Here is a 16,982-nt window from a genome sequence, read left to right as displayed (position 1 = left end):
TAATATTATCCATCGGGTATCTAGAACGGTTAGCTTAGTAACCAGGATTTTGATCGAGCATGTTGTTTTTATTTACTTCATCGCGGCTAAATGGCCTGAAATATAGTTTATCGTTCCAACTTCTGTTTTCTTGCGCATTTTCCTCTACCGGACTATAAGTATAATCGTAAATGGTATTGTCGTAATGATAAGGGGCAGACATCGTTTTGCCTGGTTTAAATTTACCAGTAACCTTAATATAAGTGGTTTTTCTGCCTAATGTTTCACTGGCGATTAACCACCTGCGGGTATCATGATAACGTTGTTCTTCGTAAGCCATTTCTATGCGGCGTTCGTGACGGTAAACCTCTCTAAGGCCAGCCTGATCTGTTGCTGTAACAGCTGGCATACCTGCCCTGAAACGGATTTTATTTAACCAGTTTGTAGCATTACTCAATTCGCCAAGCTCAATACTCGCTTCGATATAATTAAATACCGCTTCGGTATACCTAAAGAAAGGCCAAGGCACATTTTGCGACATCGAGGCATCTACAATACTTGGATCTGGATCGATAAATTTATGGTAGTAATAGCCTGTCCAGCTGCCGTTCCAGTTTTCGATAGAACTTGCACGTGTATCTAAACCTTTAAAGTCAATTCTCGTAGTGTTATCCATTAAATCGTATACACCAGTTTGGATTTGACTGGCAGGATCGACATTACCAGATGCTTTATCGCGGGGTTTCCAACCTGCACCATCATATAAAACTGTAGCGTAAAACCGTGGATCTCTATTTACATAAGGATTTGCTTTCTGTACTGGATCGTTCCAACTAAACTTTGTCCCATCCATCATTTCATAATCATCAACCAATAACCCAATTGGCGTATTTCCAGCCCAGTTATGGTAACCGTTCGGGCCATTTTGCTGTGCATGTTTGATGTTGTTTTGAATAATAAAATAACGTGCAAAAATTAATTCTGAAGCCGCAGTAGCATCTATACCAGGCGCTTTACTGGCTCCGCCCATGGCAATGCTTTTATAATTTACCTGACCATTGGCAACAGAAACAGGAGTGGTAAGATCTAATTTGTAACCTGTACCCAGTTTCATCACGGCTTCTGCTGCTGTTTGTGCCAAACGGTAACGGTCTGGCTGGCTGCCACTGGCATAACTTAAAAAGTCTAATTTCTTAACATCAATATTTTTAATCTTGTCAGTAAGTTTTGCCCTGTCATGCAAATCGCTTGCAGCATAAATCAATACCCTTGATTTAAGTGCCAAAGCAGCGGTAGCGGTGGTACGCCCCTTTCCCATCGTTTTACCAGTTAACAGTTTATTCGCCTCATCGCAATCTTTTATAATGAAGTTTACACATTCTTCATAAGTATTACGTTTTACATTATAATTATCGTTGAGTACGTAAGTTTTTGTAATAATAGGCACTCCTCCATAAAAGCGTAATAACTGCTGATAAAAATAAGCACGTAAAAAATATGCCTCGCCCAACAGCTGATCTTTTAACGTTTGGCTGGTTAGTGCATTATCTCCGCTGGTAATTTTCTCGATGGTAATATTGCAGGCCCGGATGCGGTTATACATCTGTTTATAAGCCCAGGTATCATCAACCCAGCCCAATGTAGATGGGTTAATGGTAGCACTATTAACCAGATCGATACCACGGGTAGGATGCGTAAACAAGGCTTCGTCAGAAACTGATGCTAACATCTGCTCAGAAAAGCCGCCATTACCCAATCCGTTATAGATATCGTTCACAAATGCCTGCGCAGTTGCTGGGTCTTTCCATACCGATTCGGCAGGCACCTGTCCAGGTGATTCTACGTCCAAAAAATCCTTTTTACACGCAAATGCAAAAAAGGTAATAAGAACCAATAGATATAAATTTCTATTTTGAATTATTGTTTTCATATTCTTCTTTGTAATTGATAAACAGCTATACATTGTTAAAAAGTGGCTTTAATACCCATATTAATTACCCTAGCTTGTGGATAGTATTGTCCACTTGTATTGGTAGATTCGGGGTCCCATATCTTGATTTTATCAAGCGTAGCCAAATTGAGGCCATTTGTATACACCCTTACACTATTTAACCCAACTTTTTCAACCCAGGTGGTTGGCAATGTATAACCTAGCTCTACATTTTTAAGTCTGATGTAGTTATTGCTCCTTAACCAATAGGTATTGTTTAATGCATTATTGCTATCGGTATAATAGGTAGCACCCCTGTTTGATAAGCGCGGGTTTACCGAACTTGGATTATCGATACTCCAACGGTTCAGGTACGACCACTCCAAGAAGTTACCAATATCTCCCGATTCTGTTAAACCAACAATCTGCATTCCGCCGCTTGCCCCTTGAATAAGTACTGATAAGTCAAATCCTTTGTATTGAACATTAAAATTTACACCGCCGGTAAAAGTTGGGGTTCCATTTTTATCTAAACGTATCTTATCATCTGCATTAATTTTACCATCGCCGTTAATATCTTTAAATTTCATGTCGCCTGGGCGAAGATTACTGGTTAATGCACTATATTTTTGCTTATTGGCATCACTCTCTGCCTTATCTTTAAAAACACCATCATACTCGTACACTAACCATGAATTAGTTACCCTGCCAGTAGAACGCTGCCATTCTGGAGCACCAGGGGTTTCATCCCAAAAAACGATCTTGTTTTTAGCATAACCACCATTTACGCTTACTCCAAAGTTTAAATCACCAACCTGGTCATTGTAGCTTAATTTAAATTCGAAACCTTTATTGTTTACCTTTCCGAGATTTACAGGTGGTAAACGATCGGTAATGCCCGAGCTTTCAGGCACTGAACTACCTCTGCTGATCAGAATATTTGTACGTTTATTATAGAAGTAATCGAACTCTAACGACAATTTATTATTTAAAAAGGAGGCATCTAAACCAATATTGGCATTATTTGCTACTTCCCATCCAAAATCAAAATTGGGCACCTTACCTTCAGTTAAAGTTTTGGTCACCAGATCATTAAAGGTATAAGTGCCAAAGTTCATCAAACTGAGGTACTGATATTCCTGCAGTGCATCGCCAAAATAGGCTTCAGCTCCCATTTGCCCCCATGAGGCCCTTAATTTCAAATTGTTGACGAATTTAACGTTGTCTTTGAAAAACGGCTCTTCAGATAAGCGCCAACCTACTGATACCCCTGGGAAGAAACCGAAACGCCTATCTTTTGGAAAGATATAAGATCCATCTACCCGCCACAAAAATTCGGCAAGGTATTTTTCCTTATAATTATAGCCCACCCTGCCAAAATAGCTTAACCGTGCTCTTTTAAATAAATTATTCGGATCACCAGGATTATTGCCTAATGATTGCTCCCTTTCATCACCAGCCAGTAACTCTTGAACAGATGATGATATAAAGTATCTTCTAAATGCAGTAAAACCGTCGTTATTAACTGTTTCGCGTGTTACACCGGCCATTAAACCAATAGTGTGATCGCTAATCTTTTTATCATAGTTAACCATTCCAGTTAAGTTTATGGCCAATTGTCCGCCTGCGGTTTCTCTAAGCCTTGGATCGGTATATTGAGACCGCACCGTACCTGCAAGCACAGGCGTTACACCATCGGCTGCAAACGTTTTCTTGTCCCAATCGTAAAGTGTCCAGGGCAATTGCCAGTTTTTTTGCCTGCCAGAATATTTATCTATTGCAGCTGTACCGGTTACCTTTAATCCATCAACACCAGGAATTTTAATTTCTACTTTACCTGTAGTTTGAAAGTAATCTCTAACATCTTTATTAGTTCCCGTTAAGTCTGTAGTAGAAACCACCGGATTATAACCATATTCAATATCCCTACCAGGCAAACCGTTAGGCCATATGGCTATCTCGTTAGGCCTTCCACGCATTAAAAATCTAAAGATATCACCTGCTGAAACCGTTGGAAAATTACGATCTTCCTCTCTCGCACTTACCCCCAATGTTGTGGTAATGTACTTACTTAATTTTGCTTCCAGGTTAAAACGCATATCATACTGCTGATAACCTGTGGCAGAATTTTTATAATAGCCATCCTGATTTAGATAGCCTAGCGAAAGCAAATATTTAACATTTTCACTGCCACCATTAATCTGAACATTATGTCTTTGTTGAGGCGACCAATTTTGAAAAACAGTTTTAAACCAATCAGTATTGGGATACCTTAAAGGATCTGAGCCGTCGCCGAATTTCCGGATTTCATCTGGTTTGTAAGCAGCATTAATCGTTTTACCGCCGGTAGATAAATAGGTACCTGTTGTTTTGAAACTATTCCACGCTGCCGACCATTCATTTGGATTAAGATCAGAGCCGAAAATATTCAGTTCATTTAAAATCTCAGCATATTGAGTAGAATTGGCCATTTTAGGTATACGTGTAGGCTGCTGTAGGCCGTAACTAAAATCGTAAGAAAATTGTGGTTTCCCCGATTTTCCTAATTTAGTAGTGATGAGGATTACTCCATTTGCAGCCTGCGAGCCATAAATAGCTGCAGATGCATCCTTTAGCACCGATACACTTTCTATATCGTTCGGATTTAACCTTTCGATCCCACCTGCCCGGTTAGGTATTCCATCGATTACAATTAAGGCATTATTATTACCAAGCGAATTTATACCGCGAATACGGATCGTCGAGCCATCGTATCCAGGCTCCCCGCTTCCTTGCAGTGCCGTAACGCCAGGTAAACGACCAGCCAATGAATTGGTTAAGTTTACTGAAGATGATTTAGCCAGTTCTGTACCTTTAACCGATGCTACAGCACCAGATACAACTGCCTTCTTTTGGGTTCCATATCCTACTACTACTACTTCGGATAAGTTTTGGTTGTTTTCTAATAAACGGACATTAATATTGGTTTGGTTTTTTACCTGAATCTCTTGATCTACATAACCTACATAGGTAAATACTAAAGTAGCATCTTCGGGTACTTTTATGCTAAATTTTCCGGAAGCATCTGTTACGGTAGTTGCAGCACCTCCTTTTAATTTAACACTTACTCCAGGAATCGGACCTTTAGCATCGGTAACCTGTCCTTTCACAATAATATCCTCAAGCGGAGGTCTGTAAAAATCAAAGGGTTCTTTTTCGTGCAATGATGCTTTAGCAGACATGCTGGTAAACGGGAAAAAAACGAGACAACCACCGCAAACAAGAAACATGCTACTTCTGGCAAAAGTCTTCCATAGATTTTTTTTCATAGTTTTCAATTTATTTTGGTTAGATAATAATTGTATTATAATTTAATACTCATAAGTAATATCGAACTGTCATTACACAAATCAATTATACATGACTTATCGACATAATTGCTTACACCACTTAACATCAAAAAAATTAAGGTTCCCTTCTAATTATGCCAATAAATCATTGTCAACCATATCAAATCGGCTTTAATTAGTTCAAAATTCATTTTTTGAATTAAAAATCACAAGGTACGATGTACCTAATTTTGGACTTGCCGACGCTACAGTTCACATTTGGTTACACGCAAGATAGAAATATTAGGAGGAAAAAAAAGGGGGTAAAATAATATTTATAAGGGGCTGATTAGTAAAAAAATAATTTCAAACTACACAAAGTAGCACTAATAATACAGCACTAAATATTATTGCAAAATAGGAAGAGAAGAAAATTATAATAATTGGAAGAATTCAAACTTAATACAAGATTAGCTTATTTTGCCGAAAGAAATGCCCCTTTCTAATTTTTGCAGGTAAGCTTTTAAGATTGCATTTTCGGGCTTTGCCAACTGCGGATCGTCTTCAAAAAGTGCGATTACGGTGTTACGTGCTTCAGACAAAATAATCTGGTCTTTGGCCAGGTCGGCAAGCTTCAGATCTAAAACGCCGCTTTGCTGAGTTCCTGTAATATCGCCAGGGCCGCGCAACTGTAAATCTATTTCTGATATTTCGAAACCGTTGTTGGTTCTTACCATTGTTTCCAAACGAATCTTACCTTCTTTACTCAGTTTATTCCCACTCATTAATATACAAAAAGACTGTTCCGCACCGCGGCCTACCCTACCACGCAACTGGTGCAGTTGTGAAAGCCCAAACCGTTCGGCATTTTCAATTACCATTACCGAAGCGTTAGGTACGTTTACGCCGACCTCTATTACGGTAGTGGCTACCATAATTTGGCTTTTACCATCGATAAACTGCTGCATTTCGAACTGTTTATCGGAATTGGGCATTTGCCCGTGTACAATACTCATTTGGTAATCAGGCCTAGGAAACTGATAGCTCAACTGCTCAATTCCAGCTTCGAGATGCAAAAGATCTAATTTTTCGCTTTCCTTAATTAAAGGATAAACAATGTAAACCTGCCTGCCTTTGGCAATTTCCTGCTTCATAAAGCCGAACATCCTGAGGCGTTGGCCTTCAAAAAGGTGTTTGGTTTCTATCGGTTTTCTGCCCGCAGGTAATTCGTCAATAACCGAAACATCAAGATCGCCGTATAGGGTCATGGCCAAAGTACGCGGAATTGGCGTAGCGGTCATCACTAGGATGTGTGGGGGAATAATATTTTTCCGCCAAAGCTTAGCGCGTTGCTCTACACCAAAACGATGCTGTTCATCAATCACAACCAGCCCCAAATTCTTGAATTGAACCTTATCTTCAATCAGGGCATGCGTTCCGATCAGAATATCGATTTCTCCATTCTCTAATTGCTCATGCAAAACAGTACGTTCCTTCTTTTTGGTATTTCCTGTAAGGATAGCAACACGCACCAGGTCGTTGGTTACAAGTTCTGTAATAGAGGCGTAATGCTGGCGGGCCAAAATTTCCGTTGGAGCCATCATACAAGCCTGGTAACCGTTATCATTTGCTAAAAGCATACTCATCAGTGCAACGGCGGTTTTACCACTTCCTACGTCGCCCTGTACAAGCCGGTTCATTTGTACACCGCGTTGTGTATCTATCCTAATTTCTTTAACTACACGCTTTTGCGCATTGGTTAATTCGAAAGGTAAAAACTCATTATAAAAGCGGTTCACTTTTTCACCAACCTTTTCAAAAGTTACACCTTTAAATTTTAACTGGCGTAAATGTTTATTGTGCAAAAGCTGTAATTGGATGAAGAATAATTCTTCAAATTTAAGGCGTCTTTCTGCTGCACTTAAATCCTTCACATTTTTAGGAAAATGAATATTCAGTAGAGCCGATCTTTTATCGGGCAGCTGATACTTATCAATGATATATTGTGGTAAATTTTCGGGAACCTGGGGGATGATCTGATCCAACAAGCCGGCGATTAAACGCTGTAAGCCTTTTGAATCAAGATTAAACTTTTTAAGCTTCTCCGTTGAGTTATAAACCGGCTGTAAGGTTAAATTCCCTCGCCCCACCTGTTTGCGCTGGTACAGCTCCATTTCTGGATGCGAGATACTGAATGTACCGTTAAAGATGGTTGGTTTCCCAAAGGCCACGTAAGCGGTGCCAACAGTGATATTGTCATCAACCCATTTTAGGCTCTGGAACCAAACCAATTCCATAATTCCGGTTTCATCTTTAAAAACAGCAACAATACGTTTTGCTCTTTTATCACCAATTACTTTTTTGCTGATCACGCGCCCAATAATCTGGATATATTGCGAATCAGGATTAATCTGGTTAATCTTGAAATATTTTGTACGGTCGATATACCTGAACGGATAGTGCGCAAGCATGTCCTGATAAGTGAACAGGCCGAGGTCCTTTTTCAAAACATCGGCACGGCTTGGCCCAACGCCCTTTAAAAACTCAACAGGTGTATCTAATACCGAATTAAACAAAATATTTTACTGTTTCTTGTAAACAACACTCTTTAGCAACTGTCCGTTAAAAATAACGATCGATAGCAGCAAAAGCAAATAGGCAAAAAATTGGTGCAGATCTATTTTCTCTTTAAAGTAGAAAAATGCAACGGTAAATGCAACTATAGGGTTGAGATAGATCAAAATACCCAGGGCCGACGAAGGCATGCCCAACAGTGCATACGAATTTAAAAAGAGTGGAATAATGGTAAATACAATGGCAATCAACAATATATGCGACCAAAAGAAGGTTTCGGTAGGAAAAGGCGCAGCATTAAGAAAATACAACGGAAGCATTATTAATCCTGATAAAATTAACTGAACGCCCAAAAAGTTAAACTTATCTACATCTTTAATTACTTTTAGCACAAAACATATATGGCATAAAAAGATGCGATGATAATGGCCCACATTACTTCATGTATAGAGCCTGTTGCCAATAGGATGATGCTTATAAATGCAATGATTAGGGCAATAATTTTAACCTTTGTTAACCGTTCCTTTAAAATCATAAATCCGCAGAGTGCAGTTAATAGTGGGCACACCATATAGGCAAAGGCGGCTGCTTTTAAACTTACACTATTTACGGCATAAATATAAGTGAACCAGTTTCCCGTAATCAGAAATGACGACACTACGGTAAGCAACAATAGTCTTGTTTTCTTAGGGGCGCTTAATGATTTTAAGAAATTAAAATCATTCTTTAGTGCTTCCCTTCTGAATAAAAGAATAGTTGCCCAAACTACGATAATGGAAATAAATATCCTGTAGTATAAAATTTCGTGTGGCGGAAAACCTTTTATGTTACGTAAAGGTATAGACATTGTCCCCCAGATAATGTAAGGAACAATGCCCGCTATAAAATATTTGCTTTTGCTTTCTGTCAAAATTAGCCTACAATGGCAATTACAGAAATTTCTACATTAACATTTTTAGGCAATACCGAAACCTGAACCGTTTCGCGCGCAGGGAAATCAGCAGTAAAATACTGTCCATAAACTTCGTTTACCTGAGCAAAGGTACCCATATCGCTTAAGAAGATAGTAGACTTTACTACGTTATCGAAAGTTAAACCTGCTTCAAGCAAAACTGCTTTAAGGTTACGCATTACCTGGTGCGTCTCTTCTTCAATATTGCCAATATTTAATTCTCCATTTTCGGGATTAATGGCTACCTGGCCTGATACGAATAAAAAGTTTCCGGCTTGTACAGCTTGGCTATATGGTCCAATTGGAGCTGGAGCATTGGTTGTTTTAATAATTTGTTTCATACAATTTTGGGGGTTATTTAGCAAGCCATTGGATTAGCTTGTAGATGATACCTGCAAGAAAAATTAAGATGGCCAATGCATTTATAAAATGCATAATTTTCAGATTGATATTATTTGGCCTGTTCGGATCCTTTTTTCTAAAGAAGTACATAACACAAACTTAGCTAAAAAGCTTAACACAGAAAATTAAAAGGCACAAAAAAAGTCCTGACTTTCATCAGGACTTTTTTAAATCTTATATTGAAATACTAGTTTCTAGCAGTTTCAACACGACGGTTTTGGATACGACCTTCTTCAGTATCGTTAGAAGCAATTGGATTAGCTTCGCCATTACCTTTAGTAGCAACTTGACTAGCGTTAACGCCAGAGTTTACTAAGTAAGTTTTAACAGAGTTAGCTCTGTCTTTAGATAATTTCAAGTTATATGCAGCAGTACCTTCGCTTGAAGCGTAACCGTTTACAGTTACTTTACCACCGTTTTCACGTAACACTGAAGATAATTTATCTAAAGTAGGGTAAGACTCAGTTTTTAAAACTGAAGAGTTGAAATCGAAACCGATTTTTTCGAAACCAGTTACAGTGCTTGTAGCAGCAGTAGGCTCTGGTGCTTTTGGAAGAGGACAACCTGAACCATCAACAGCAGTACCAGCAGGAGTTCCTGGGCATTTATCGAATTGATCAGCAACACCGTCACCGTCAGTATCTTTTTTCAAATCTTCAACTGATTTTTCAACAGCAGAAACACGGTTTTTCAATGCTTCAACTTCTTGACGTAAAGTTGGATCTTTTAACTCATCGTACATAGTAGCTAATGGGTTAGTCCACTCTAAACTTGGTTTAGCAGAAGAACCTAAAGAGAATTCTAAACCAGCATAACCGTAAGAGAATTTATCTTTAGTAGTACCTTTTGCATAAACTCCATCTAAGTTATCAGCATCAACAAAGTTCATAGTGTAACCTAAGTTAAAGTTAACACGCTCAGAAACTTTGAATTTAACACCAGCACCAACTGGAATGTAGAAACCTTTTACGTAATCTTTAGCATCATGTTTGTCATCAGCAGGACCAGTAGCTTTACCTTTCCAGTCAATTACTGAACCATTTGATAAAGTAACTTTAGGAGCGTAAGCCAACATACCAGCACCAGCTGTTAAGAAGAAACCTACAGAGTTCTCACGACGTAAGAAATCGATAGAACCAACATTAACAACACCACGTAAATCTACAGCATATTGTAATTCAGTTTCGAAATTTTTTACGCCAGCACCAGTAATACCTTCGTTATTACCTGATAGTTTACCACGAGTTCCGTTTAATTCTAAACCGAATGAGTGACCTAATTGTTTACGGATGTTTAAACCGTAACCTAAGTTAGCATCCCATTTGTTGAAGTCATTTGAACCACCGATAGCAACAACTGGCATTAAAACACCACCATGTACACCGATAGACCAAGTTCTGTACTGTGCTCTACCGCCAAATACCTTGACAGCAGAAGTTGTTGCAGGTGCATCCTGAGCGACAGCAAGAGAAGCAACTCCTGTTAATGCCACTAAAGAAAGCGCAACACTTTTCTTTAAAGTAGAATAATTCATAATCTTTTTTCTTTTTTAAGGGTTAAACAATTTAATTGATTAATTTTTTAGTAATCGCAAAATTAAACAAAATTTTAAATTTTCAAACTTTTATACAAACTCCGTTCCAAACTTTACGATAATTAATCATTTTATTACATTTGGCCATTGCCCATATAAAAATACCATTTTCATGAAATATCCTACTATTGATCAGTCATTATTTATTTTAAACAGAAAAAAATTCTCTAATCACCTAATAAACAATTCATTAGCTATATTCAACTCAAGCGATGAATTTCCTAGAAGCGGCGATCAGAACTTTGTTTTTAAGCAAAACCCTGATTTATTTTATTTATCAGGAATTGATCAGGAACAAACAATATTGTTATTATTTCCTGATTGTCCTAATCCTTTGTACAGAGAAGTCCTGTTTTTAAGACAGACTAACGATTACATTAAAGTTTGGGAAGGATACAAATACACTAAAGAGCAGGCTAAAGCTGCATCGGGCATTCAAGCGGTATATTGGTTAGAAGATTTTGATAACATATTGCATAGCATTGTGAACTATGCTGAACATATTTATTTAAATACAAATGAGAATGATAGGTATGCCCATGAAGTTCCTTATCGTGATATCCGTTTCATTGAGAAAATGCGGGCAAAATATCCATTGCATCATTATGAACGTTCGGCACCAATTATGCGAAATTTACGTGCAGTTAAATCAGATGTTGAAGTTGAACTAACTAAAAAGGCTTCAGCAATAACCCGTGATGCCTTTATCAGGGTATTAAAATTTACCAAACCCGGCGTTAAAGAATATGAAATTGAAGCAGAGATTATCCACGAATTTATCCGCCAAGGTGGAACAGGCCATGCCTACACCCCTATTATTGCTTCCGGTCATAATGCAAACATCCTCCACTACAATGATAATAATCAAGAATGTAAAGATGGCGACGTAATACTTTTTGATTTTGGAGCCGAATATGCCAATTACAATGCAGATATGAGCCGATCAATCCCTGTTAATGGTCGGTTTACTCAAAGACAAAAGGATGTATACAATGCAGTACTGCATGTAATGAAAGAATCGATTAAATTAATTGGCGAAGGAACCATATGGAATACCTACCACGAACAGGTTGGCGAAATTATGACTGAGCAGCTGGTTAATCTTGGACTTATTTCTACAACAGACGTAAAGAACCAAACAGCAGCGTGGCCGGCTTATAAAAAATACTTTATGCATGGCAATTCACACCATTTAGGTATTGATGTACACGACTTTGCCGGAAGATACACACCATTTGCAGTAGGCAATATTTTAACTGTTGAACCAGGAATCTATATTCCAGAAGAAGGCCTGGGTATCCGCTTAGAAAATAATATTCTGATCACCGCAAGCGGAAATGTAGATCTAATGGCCGATATCCCACTAGAAACTGAAGAAATTGAGGAGATTATGAACAGTTAGTCAGTTTACAATTTCCAGTTTGCAGTACTCAGTTAGCAATTTCAAAAAAATAAATGGTTAACCGTTTCTGGTAAATTCATCAGCAAAACGATAAATATTAAAATCATCTTGCTTTAAGGCTGCCTGAACTTTTTCTAGCAGCCTTTTTTTATCAACAATCTTCATTTTTTCATGTTGAATGAGTCTCCAGGCTTTCTCTGCAAACAGAAAAGCCCTTCGGTTATGATCAGCAGTAAGCGGCTTGATTATCCAAGCGCATAATTCATCAATACCTGTATTTTTATCGGCCACTGTTTTTAATATTGGGATAGTCTTCGTGCCCTGATGAACAATTTTCTTTAAATTATTGGCAAAAATAGCTGCACCTTCTCTATCAGCCTTGTTTATCACAAAGCAATCGGCAATCTCCATCAAACCAGATTTGATATTCTGCACCTCATCACCCGATTCGGGAACCAGCACCACGATGGTTTTATCTGCTAATCCGGCAATTTCTACTTCCGATTGCCCAACACCAACAGTTTCTACAATAATCAGATCAAAATTAGCTGCTTTTAAAACATCAACCATCTCGATGGTTTTCGCCGAAATACCGCCCAGAGCGCCCCGGGTAGCCAACGAACGGATAAAAACATTTGGATTGTTAAACTGACCGGCCATGCGGATACGATCACCAAGCAAAGAACCAAAATTAAATGGAGAGGTAGGATCTATCGCCAATATCGCGATGCGCATTCCTTTCGTAACAAAATGATTGGCTATTGCATTTACCAAAGTGCTTTTACCGGCGCCTGGAGGACCGGTAATACCTAAAACAGGGACATTAACCTGACTATCTAAATCTCTTAAAATCGAATCGGCCGGTGTAATGTTGTTTTCGACAAGGGTTAATGTTCTTGCCAAAACCTTGTAATTCCCGGCTTTTACTTCGCTTAAAATGGATAGATGCGTATTCATCAATAAAACTATCTTTGTACAAATAAACAAAAATTATCAGCTACAAAGCATCCACATAATGAAAGTTACCGGTTTTACCTTTTTAAGAAATGCAATTGTAAACGATTATCCAGCAAAAGAAGCCATACTCTCAGTCTTACCTTTGTGTGATGATTTTATAGTTGCACTGGGCAACTCATCTGATGAGACCTCTGAAATGGTTAAAAGCATCGATCCTAAAATCAGGACCATCGATACCGTTTGGGATGACAGCATAAGGGAAGGCGGTCGTGTTTTTGCTGATGAAACCAATAAGGCCTTAGCAGAAATAGGGAAAGATACCGATTGGATGATTTACATTCAAGGTGACGAAGCCATACATGAGGATTATCTCCCCTTGATCAAAAAAGAAATGGAGCTAGCGCTTAACAACAGCAATATAGAAGCCTTACTTTTAAAATACAAACATTTTTATGCTTCTTATGACTATCTGGCTGAATCCAGACGCTGGTATAGAAGAGAGGTTCGGATTATAAAAAATTTACCCGGGGTAAGATCTTACCGCGATGCGCAGGGCTTCAGAATTAACGACAGAAAACTTAAGGTTAAACTAATTGATGCTTACATTTATCATTATGGCTGGGTTAAACCACCAAAAGGATTACAAGGTAAAGTGCGGAACTTTAATCAGTTTTATCAAACAGAAGAATGGATTGAAGAGAATTATCCTGTGCAGGAAACTTATGATATGCACAATGCCGATCGTTTAGTTCATTTTAAAGGTAGCCATCCAAAAGTAATGCAAGAAAGAATCGCTGCTGCAAACTGGAAATTTGAAAAAGATTTAACCAAGGAAACTCCAAAAATAAATTTCCGCAGGAGGGTTTTGCAAAAAATTGAAGATTTAACAGGAATGCGTTTGTTCGAATACCGGAATTATAAAATTGTAAAGTAGATGCAAAAAAGTGTTTCTATCGTAATACCCAATTATAACGGAAAGCATCTGTTAGAAAAATACCTGCCATCTGTTTTTATAGCTGCTGAAAACATAAATGCTGAATTTGAGATTATCGTAATTGATGACGGCTCAAAGGATGATAGTATTTCGTTTATCAAAGAAAATTATCAGCAGGTAAAATTATTGATTAATGATAAGAACAAAGGCTTTTCTTATACCTGCAATCATGGTATTCGCGAAGCCAAATATGAATTAATTTTACTCTTAAACTCTGATGTGAAGCTCACACCCAATTATTTTGAGCATCAGTGGAAATATTTCAGCAAACCGGATACGTTTGGTGTAATGGCCCGCATTATGAGTTTTGATGAAAGCCGGATTGAGGATGCCGCCCGTTTTTTATATTACAGTGGCTGCCGGATTAAAGCAAGCAAATTCTATTATAGCGAAAATCCAGCAGATGAAAATGTTTATACCGCTTATCTTTCTGGTGCCAATGCCTTGGTTGATGCTCAGAAATTAAAGGAATTAGGTGGTTTTGATGAAATCTACTCACCTTTCTCGTCAGAAGATTTTGATTTAAGTTTACGTGCCTGGCAATTGGGCTGGAAATGTTATTACGAACACCAATCTTTTTGTTTTCACCATGTAAGCGGAAGTACCAAAACGCAGATCAAATCTAACTTTATCAAAAAAATCTATTATCGAAACCGTTATATTCTACAAGGTATTCATCTTAATAGCTTAAGGAAAGTCCTTTACCCCTTGCAGCAGATTCTTACCGAGCTCATTCCAAAATTACTAACAGGTAAAACCTGGGTACTGGAAAGCTATAAAGATTATTTAGCACATCAGAACCGCATTAGCGCCAGTAGATTGCAGCTCGAAATGCTGAAGCAGAAATATCATTCAAACCTAAACGTTTCAGATGTTATGACCATTATCAATCAATCAGTTAGTACCAAAAAAATTAACCGATTGTAATTTTAAACCCATTCGGTTTCGAAAGCCGGCAAGGTTTATTTGAAAACCGTACATTTGCCAAGTTTTAATTAGATTTTTTTGGAGCTATTTTAATACATCTCTCCATTTTACATATTCCATTTTATATAAAAATGAAAACATATTTTCGTTTATTATCATTTGCCAAACCGATAGAAAAATTTGCAATTCCATATGTTATTGTAACCCTATTAGCTGTTTTGTTTGGCACATTAAATCTTACTTTACTTGTGCCACTTTTTGACACATTGCTTCCAGCAAAATCGCCAAGCGTTATTAGTTCGGTTACAAAAGCAAGTTCTGCCTTTGATATTACTGGTCAGTTTTCCGATTTTGTTTCACATTCCATAATTGTAAATGGCCGAGCTGAAACTTTAAATTATGTTTGTATGATTATTGTTGCCTCCGTCTTACTATCGAACTTCTTTAGGTACTTCTCCCAACGTTTTATGGAAGACTTAAGAGTACATACCTTATTAAATCTTCGTAAAACCGTATTTAATAACGTTATAAATTTACATGTCGGCTATTTCAACAATGAACGTAAAGGAGATATTATTTCAAAAGTAGCATCCGATGTTCAAGTGGTGCAGTTTACGGTGACAAATACATTACAAGTTGTTTTTAAAGAGCCGCTGACCCTTATTTTTTACATTGTAGTTCTTTTGAGTATTTCGGTTAAATTAACTTTATTTTCATTATTGGTAATTCCGGTATCCGCATTTATTATTAGCAAAATTGTTAAGAGAATTAAACAACAAGCTAAAGAATCACATGAATCGTTTGCTAAGATGATCGGATTTTTGGATGAATCTTTAAGCGGGATCAAAATTATTAAAGCATTTAATTCAACAGATAGAGTTAAAGAAAAATTCCAGAAAGAAAATGAGTTTTATTCAAATCTAAATAGAAAAATGGTTAGAAGACAGCAGCTAGGTTCACCAGTTTCTGAATTTCTAGGTGTTTTAATGGTTTCCTTAATTGTTTGGTACGGTGGAAACCTGATTATAAGTAACCAACCAGGTGCTTTAACAACAAGCCAATTTATCGCATATATTGCCTTTTTTTCACAGGTAATGCGCCCAGCAAAAGCATTAACAGATTCATTTAGCGGAATTCATTCGGGCATTGCTGCAGGTGAAAGGGTCTTGGATTTAATCGATACAAAACCATTATTGCTTAATGAACCTGATGCTAAAGTGCTTGATGGTTTTAACAGTGCAATCAGCCTGCAGAATTTATCGTTCAGTTATGGAGAAAAACAAATCCTTAACTCGATAACCTTCGACATTGAAAAAGGAAAAACTGTAGCCTTGGTTGGTCCGTCAGGTGGCGGGAAAAGCACATTAATGGATCTGCTTCCACGTTTCCACGATCCAAAATCAGGAACGATTAAAATTGATGGTCACGATTATAGAGAACTTACTGTAGAAAGCATCAGGGCGCAAATGGGAACAGTTAACCAAGAGTCTTTTCTATTTAACGATACGATTTTTAATAATATAGCATTTGCAAAACCAGATGCAACCATGGAAGAAGTGGTGGCAGCAGCAAAAATTGCCAATGCACACGATTTTATAGAGAATACAGAAGATGGTTATCAATCTTTTGTTGGCGATAGAGGGAACAAACTTTCAGGAGGGCAGAAACAGCGTGTTTGTATCGCAAGAGCCGTCCTGGCTAATCCGCCAATCATGTTGTTGGATGAAGCAACCTCAGCCTTAGATACGGAATCGGAAAAATTAGTGCAGGATGCCTTAAATAATTTAATGAAAAACCGTACATCAATTGTAATCGCTCACCGTTTAAGCACCATTCAACATGCCGATAAAATTGTAGTGATTGATAAGGGCGAAGTAGTTGAAATTGGAAGTCACTCAGAATTAATGGCTCACAATGGCCTTTATAGAAGATTGATCGATATGCAGGCATTTAACGATTAACA

Annotated in this window: 13 protein-coding genes; 4 read left to right on the top strand and 9 right to left on the bottom strand. The window is 37.8% G+C overall.

All coding sequences use genetic code 11. The annotated features are described in order from the left end of the window. Positions 1-34: 34 nt before the first annotated feature. From AW17_RS02500 to AW17_RS02475, 8 genes are all read right to left on the bottom strand, one after another. Positions 35-1,909: a RagB/SusD family nutrient uptake outer membrane protein gene (locus AW17_RS02500; RefSeq protein WP_029274520.1), complete on the bottom strand. Its 1,875-nt coding sequence runs from the start codon at positions 1,907-1,909 to the stop codon at positions 35-37. Between the two features lie 35 nt (positions 1,910-1,944). Next, a complete protein-coding gene (locus AW17_RS02495; RefSeq protein ID WP_209444185.1) occupies positions 1,945-5,217 on the bottom strand; it encodes a SusC/RagA family TonB-linked outer membrane protein in 3,273 nt (1,090 codons plus the stop codon). Positions 5,218-5,687: 470 nt separating this feature from the next. Beyond that, positions 5,688-7,793 (bottom strand): ATP-dependent DNA helicase RecG, encoded by a 2,106-nt coding sequence (recG, locus tag AW17_RS02490; protein WP_029274518.1) that lies wholly within the window; start codon positions 7,791-7,793, stop codon positions 5,688-5,690. 6 nt (positions 7,794-7,799) lie between these two features. Further along, positions 7,800-8,183, bottom strand: coding sequence for an EamA family transporter (locus AW17_RS24815; protein WP_245234994.1), 384 nt, complete (start codon positions 8,181-8,183; stop codon positions 7,800-7,802). Beyond that, positions 8,177-8,701 carry an EamA family transporter gene (locus AW17_RS24810; protein ID WP_245234993.1) on the bottom strand — a complete coding sequence of 175 codons (525 nt, stop codon included), beginning with the start codon at positions 8,699-8,701 and terminating at the stop codon, positions 8,177-8,179. The genes AW17_RS24815 and AW17_RS24810 overlap by 7 nt, the downstream gene beginning before the upstream one ends. A gap of 2 nt (positions 8,702-8,703) precedes the next feature. After that, positions 8,704-9,084 (bottom strand): RidA family protein, encoded by a 381-nt coding sequence (locus tag AW17_RS02480; protein ID WP_029274517.1) that lies wholly within the window; start codon positions 9,082-9,084, stop codon positions 8,704-8,706. 13 nt (positions 9,085-9,097) lie between these two features. Further along, positions 9,098-9,235, bottom strand: a complete 138-nt coding sequence (locus AW17_RS25235; protein WP_317130071.1) for a DUF6728 family protein — start codon at positions 9,233-9,235, stop codon at positions 9,098-9,100. Positions 9,236-9,332: 97 nt separating this feature from the next. Further along, positions 9,333-10,679: an OmpA family protein gene (locus tag AW17_RS02475; protein ID WP_029274516.1), complete on the bottom strand. Its 1,347-nt coding sequence runs from the start codon at positions 10,677-10,679 to the stop codon at positions 9,333-9,335. 172 nt (positions 10,680-10,851) lie between these two features. On the opposite strand from AW17_RS02475, the gene AW17_RS02470 reads away from it, so the two are divergent. Beyond that, the gene (locus AW17_RS02470; RefSeq protein WP_029274515.1) at positions 10,852-12,141 is read left to right on the top strand and encodes an aminopeptidase P family protein; all 1,290 of its coding nucleotides are present in this window, start codon (positions 10,852-10,854) and stop codon (positions 12,139-12,141) included. 57 nt (positions 12,142-12,198) lie between these two features. Here AW17_RS02470 and meaB read toward each other — a convergent pair whose 3' ends face one another. Continuing rightward, positions 12,199-13,098, bottom strand: a complete 900-nt coding sequence (gene meaB, locus AW17_RS02465) for a methylmalonyl Co-A mutase-associated GTPase MeaB (RefSeq protein ID WP_029274514.1) — start codon at positions 13,096-13,098, stop codon at positions 12,199-12,201. A 58-nt stretch (positions 13,099-13,156) separates the two neighbouring features. On the opposite strand from meaB, the gene AW17_RS02460 reads away from it, so the two are divergent. From AW17_RS02460 to AW17_RS02450, 3 genes are all read left to right on the top strand, one after another. After that, entirely contained in the window at positions 13,157-14,032 is an 876-nt protein-coding gene (locus AW17_RS02460; RefSeq protein ID WP_029274513.1) for a glycosyl transferase, read from the top strand. Further along, positions 14,033-15,019 carry a glycosyltransferase family 2 protein gene (locus tag AW17_RS02455; RefSeq protein WP_029274512.1) on the top strand — a complete coding sequence of 329 codons (987 nt, stop codon included), beginning with the start codon at positions 14,033-14,035 and terminating at the stop codon, positions 15,017-15,019. Positions 15,020-15,150: 131 nt separating this feature from the next. Further along, positions 15,151-16,980 carry an ABC transporter ATP-binding protein gene (locus AW17_RS02450; protein WP_029274510.1) on the top strand — a complete coding sequence of 610 codons (1,830 nt, stop codon included), beginning with the start codon at positions 15,151-15,153 and terminating at the stop codon, positions 16,978-16,980. Positions 16,981-16,982 lie beyond the last annotated feature (2 nt).

The organism is Pedobacter borealis DSM 19626, assembly GCF_000708285.2.
GTDB lineage: Bacteria > Bacteroidota > Bacteroidia > Sphingobacteriales > Sphingobacteriaceae > Pedobacter > Pedobacter borealis.
This window is presented reverse-complemented; position numbering and strand designations above follow the sequence as displayed.

What these genes read in the sequence shown, in the direction of transcription:
- AW17_RS02500 (WP_029274520.1), bottom strand. Translation starts at nt 1,909, where the DNA reads ATGAAAACAATAATTCAAAATAGAAATTTATATCTATTGGTTCTTATT.
- AW17_RS02495 (WP_209444185.1), bottom strand. Translation starts at nt 5,217, where the DNA reads ATGAAAAAAAATCTATGGAAGACTTTTGCCAGAAGTAGCATGTTTCTT.
- AW17_RS02480 (WP_029274517.1), bottom strand. Translation starts at nt 9,084, where the DNA reads ATGAAACAAATTATTAAAACAACCAATGCTCCAGCTCCAATTGGACCA.
- AW17_RS25235 (WP_317130071.1), bottom strand. Translation starts at nt 9,235, where the DNA reads ATGTACTTCTTTAGAAAAAAGGATCCGAACAGGCCAAATAATATCAAT.
- AW17_RS02475 (WP_029274516.1), bottom strand. Translation starts at nt 10,679, where the DNA reads ATGAATTATTCTACTTTAAAGAAAAGTGTTGCGCTTTCTTTAGTGGCA.
- AW17_RS02470 (WP_029274515.1), top strand. Translation starts at nt 10,852, where the DNA reads ATGAAATATCCTACTATTGATCAGTCATTATTTATTTTAAACAGAAAA.
- meaB (WP_029274514.1), bottom strand. Translation starts at nt 13,098, where the DNA reads ATGAATACGCATCTATCCATTTTAAGCGAAGTAAAAGCCGGGAATTAC.
- AW17_RS02460 (WP_029274513.1), top strand. Translation starts at nt 13,157, where the DNA reads ATGAAAGTTACCGGTTTTACCTTTTTAAGAAATGCAATTGTAAACGAT.
- AW17_RS02455 (WP_029274512.1), top strand. Translation starts at nt 14,033, where the DNA reads ATGCAAAAAAGTGTTTCTATCGTAATACCCAATTATAACGGAAAGCAT.
- AW17_RS02450 (WP_029274510.1), top strand. Translation starts at nt 15,151, where the DNA reads ATGAAAACATATTTTCGTTTATTATCATTTGCCAAACCGATAGAAAAA.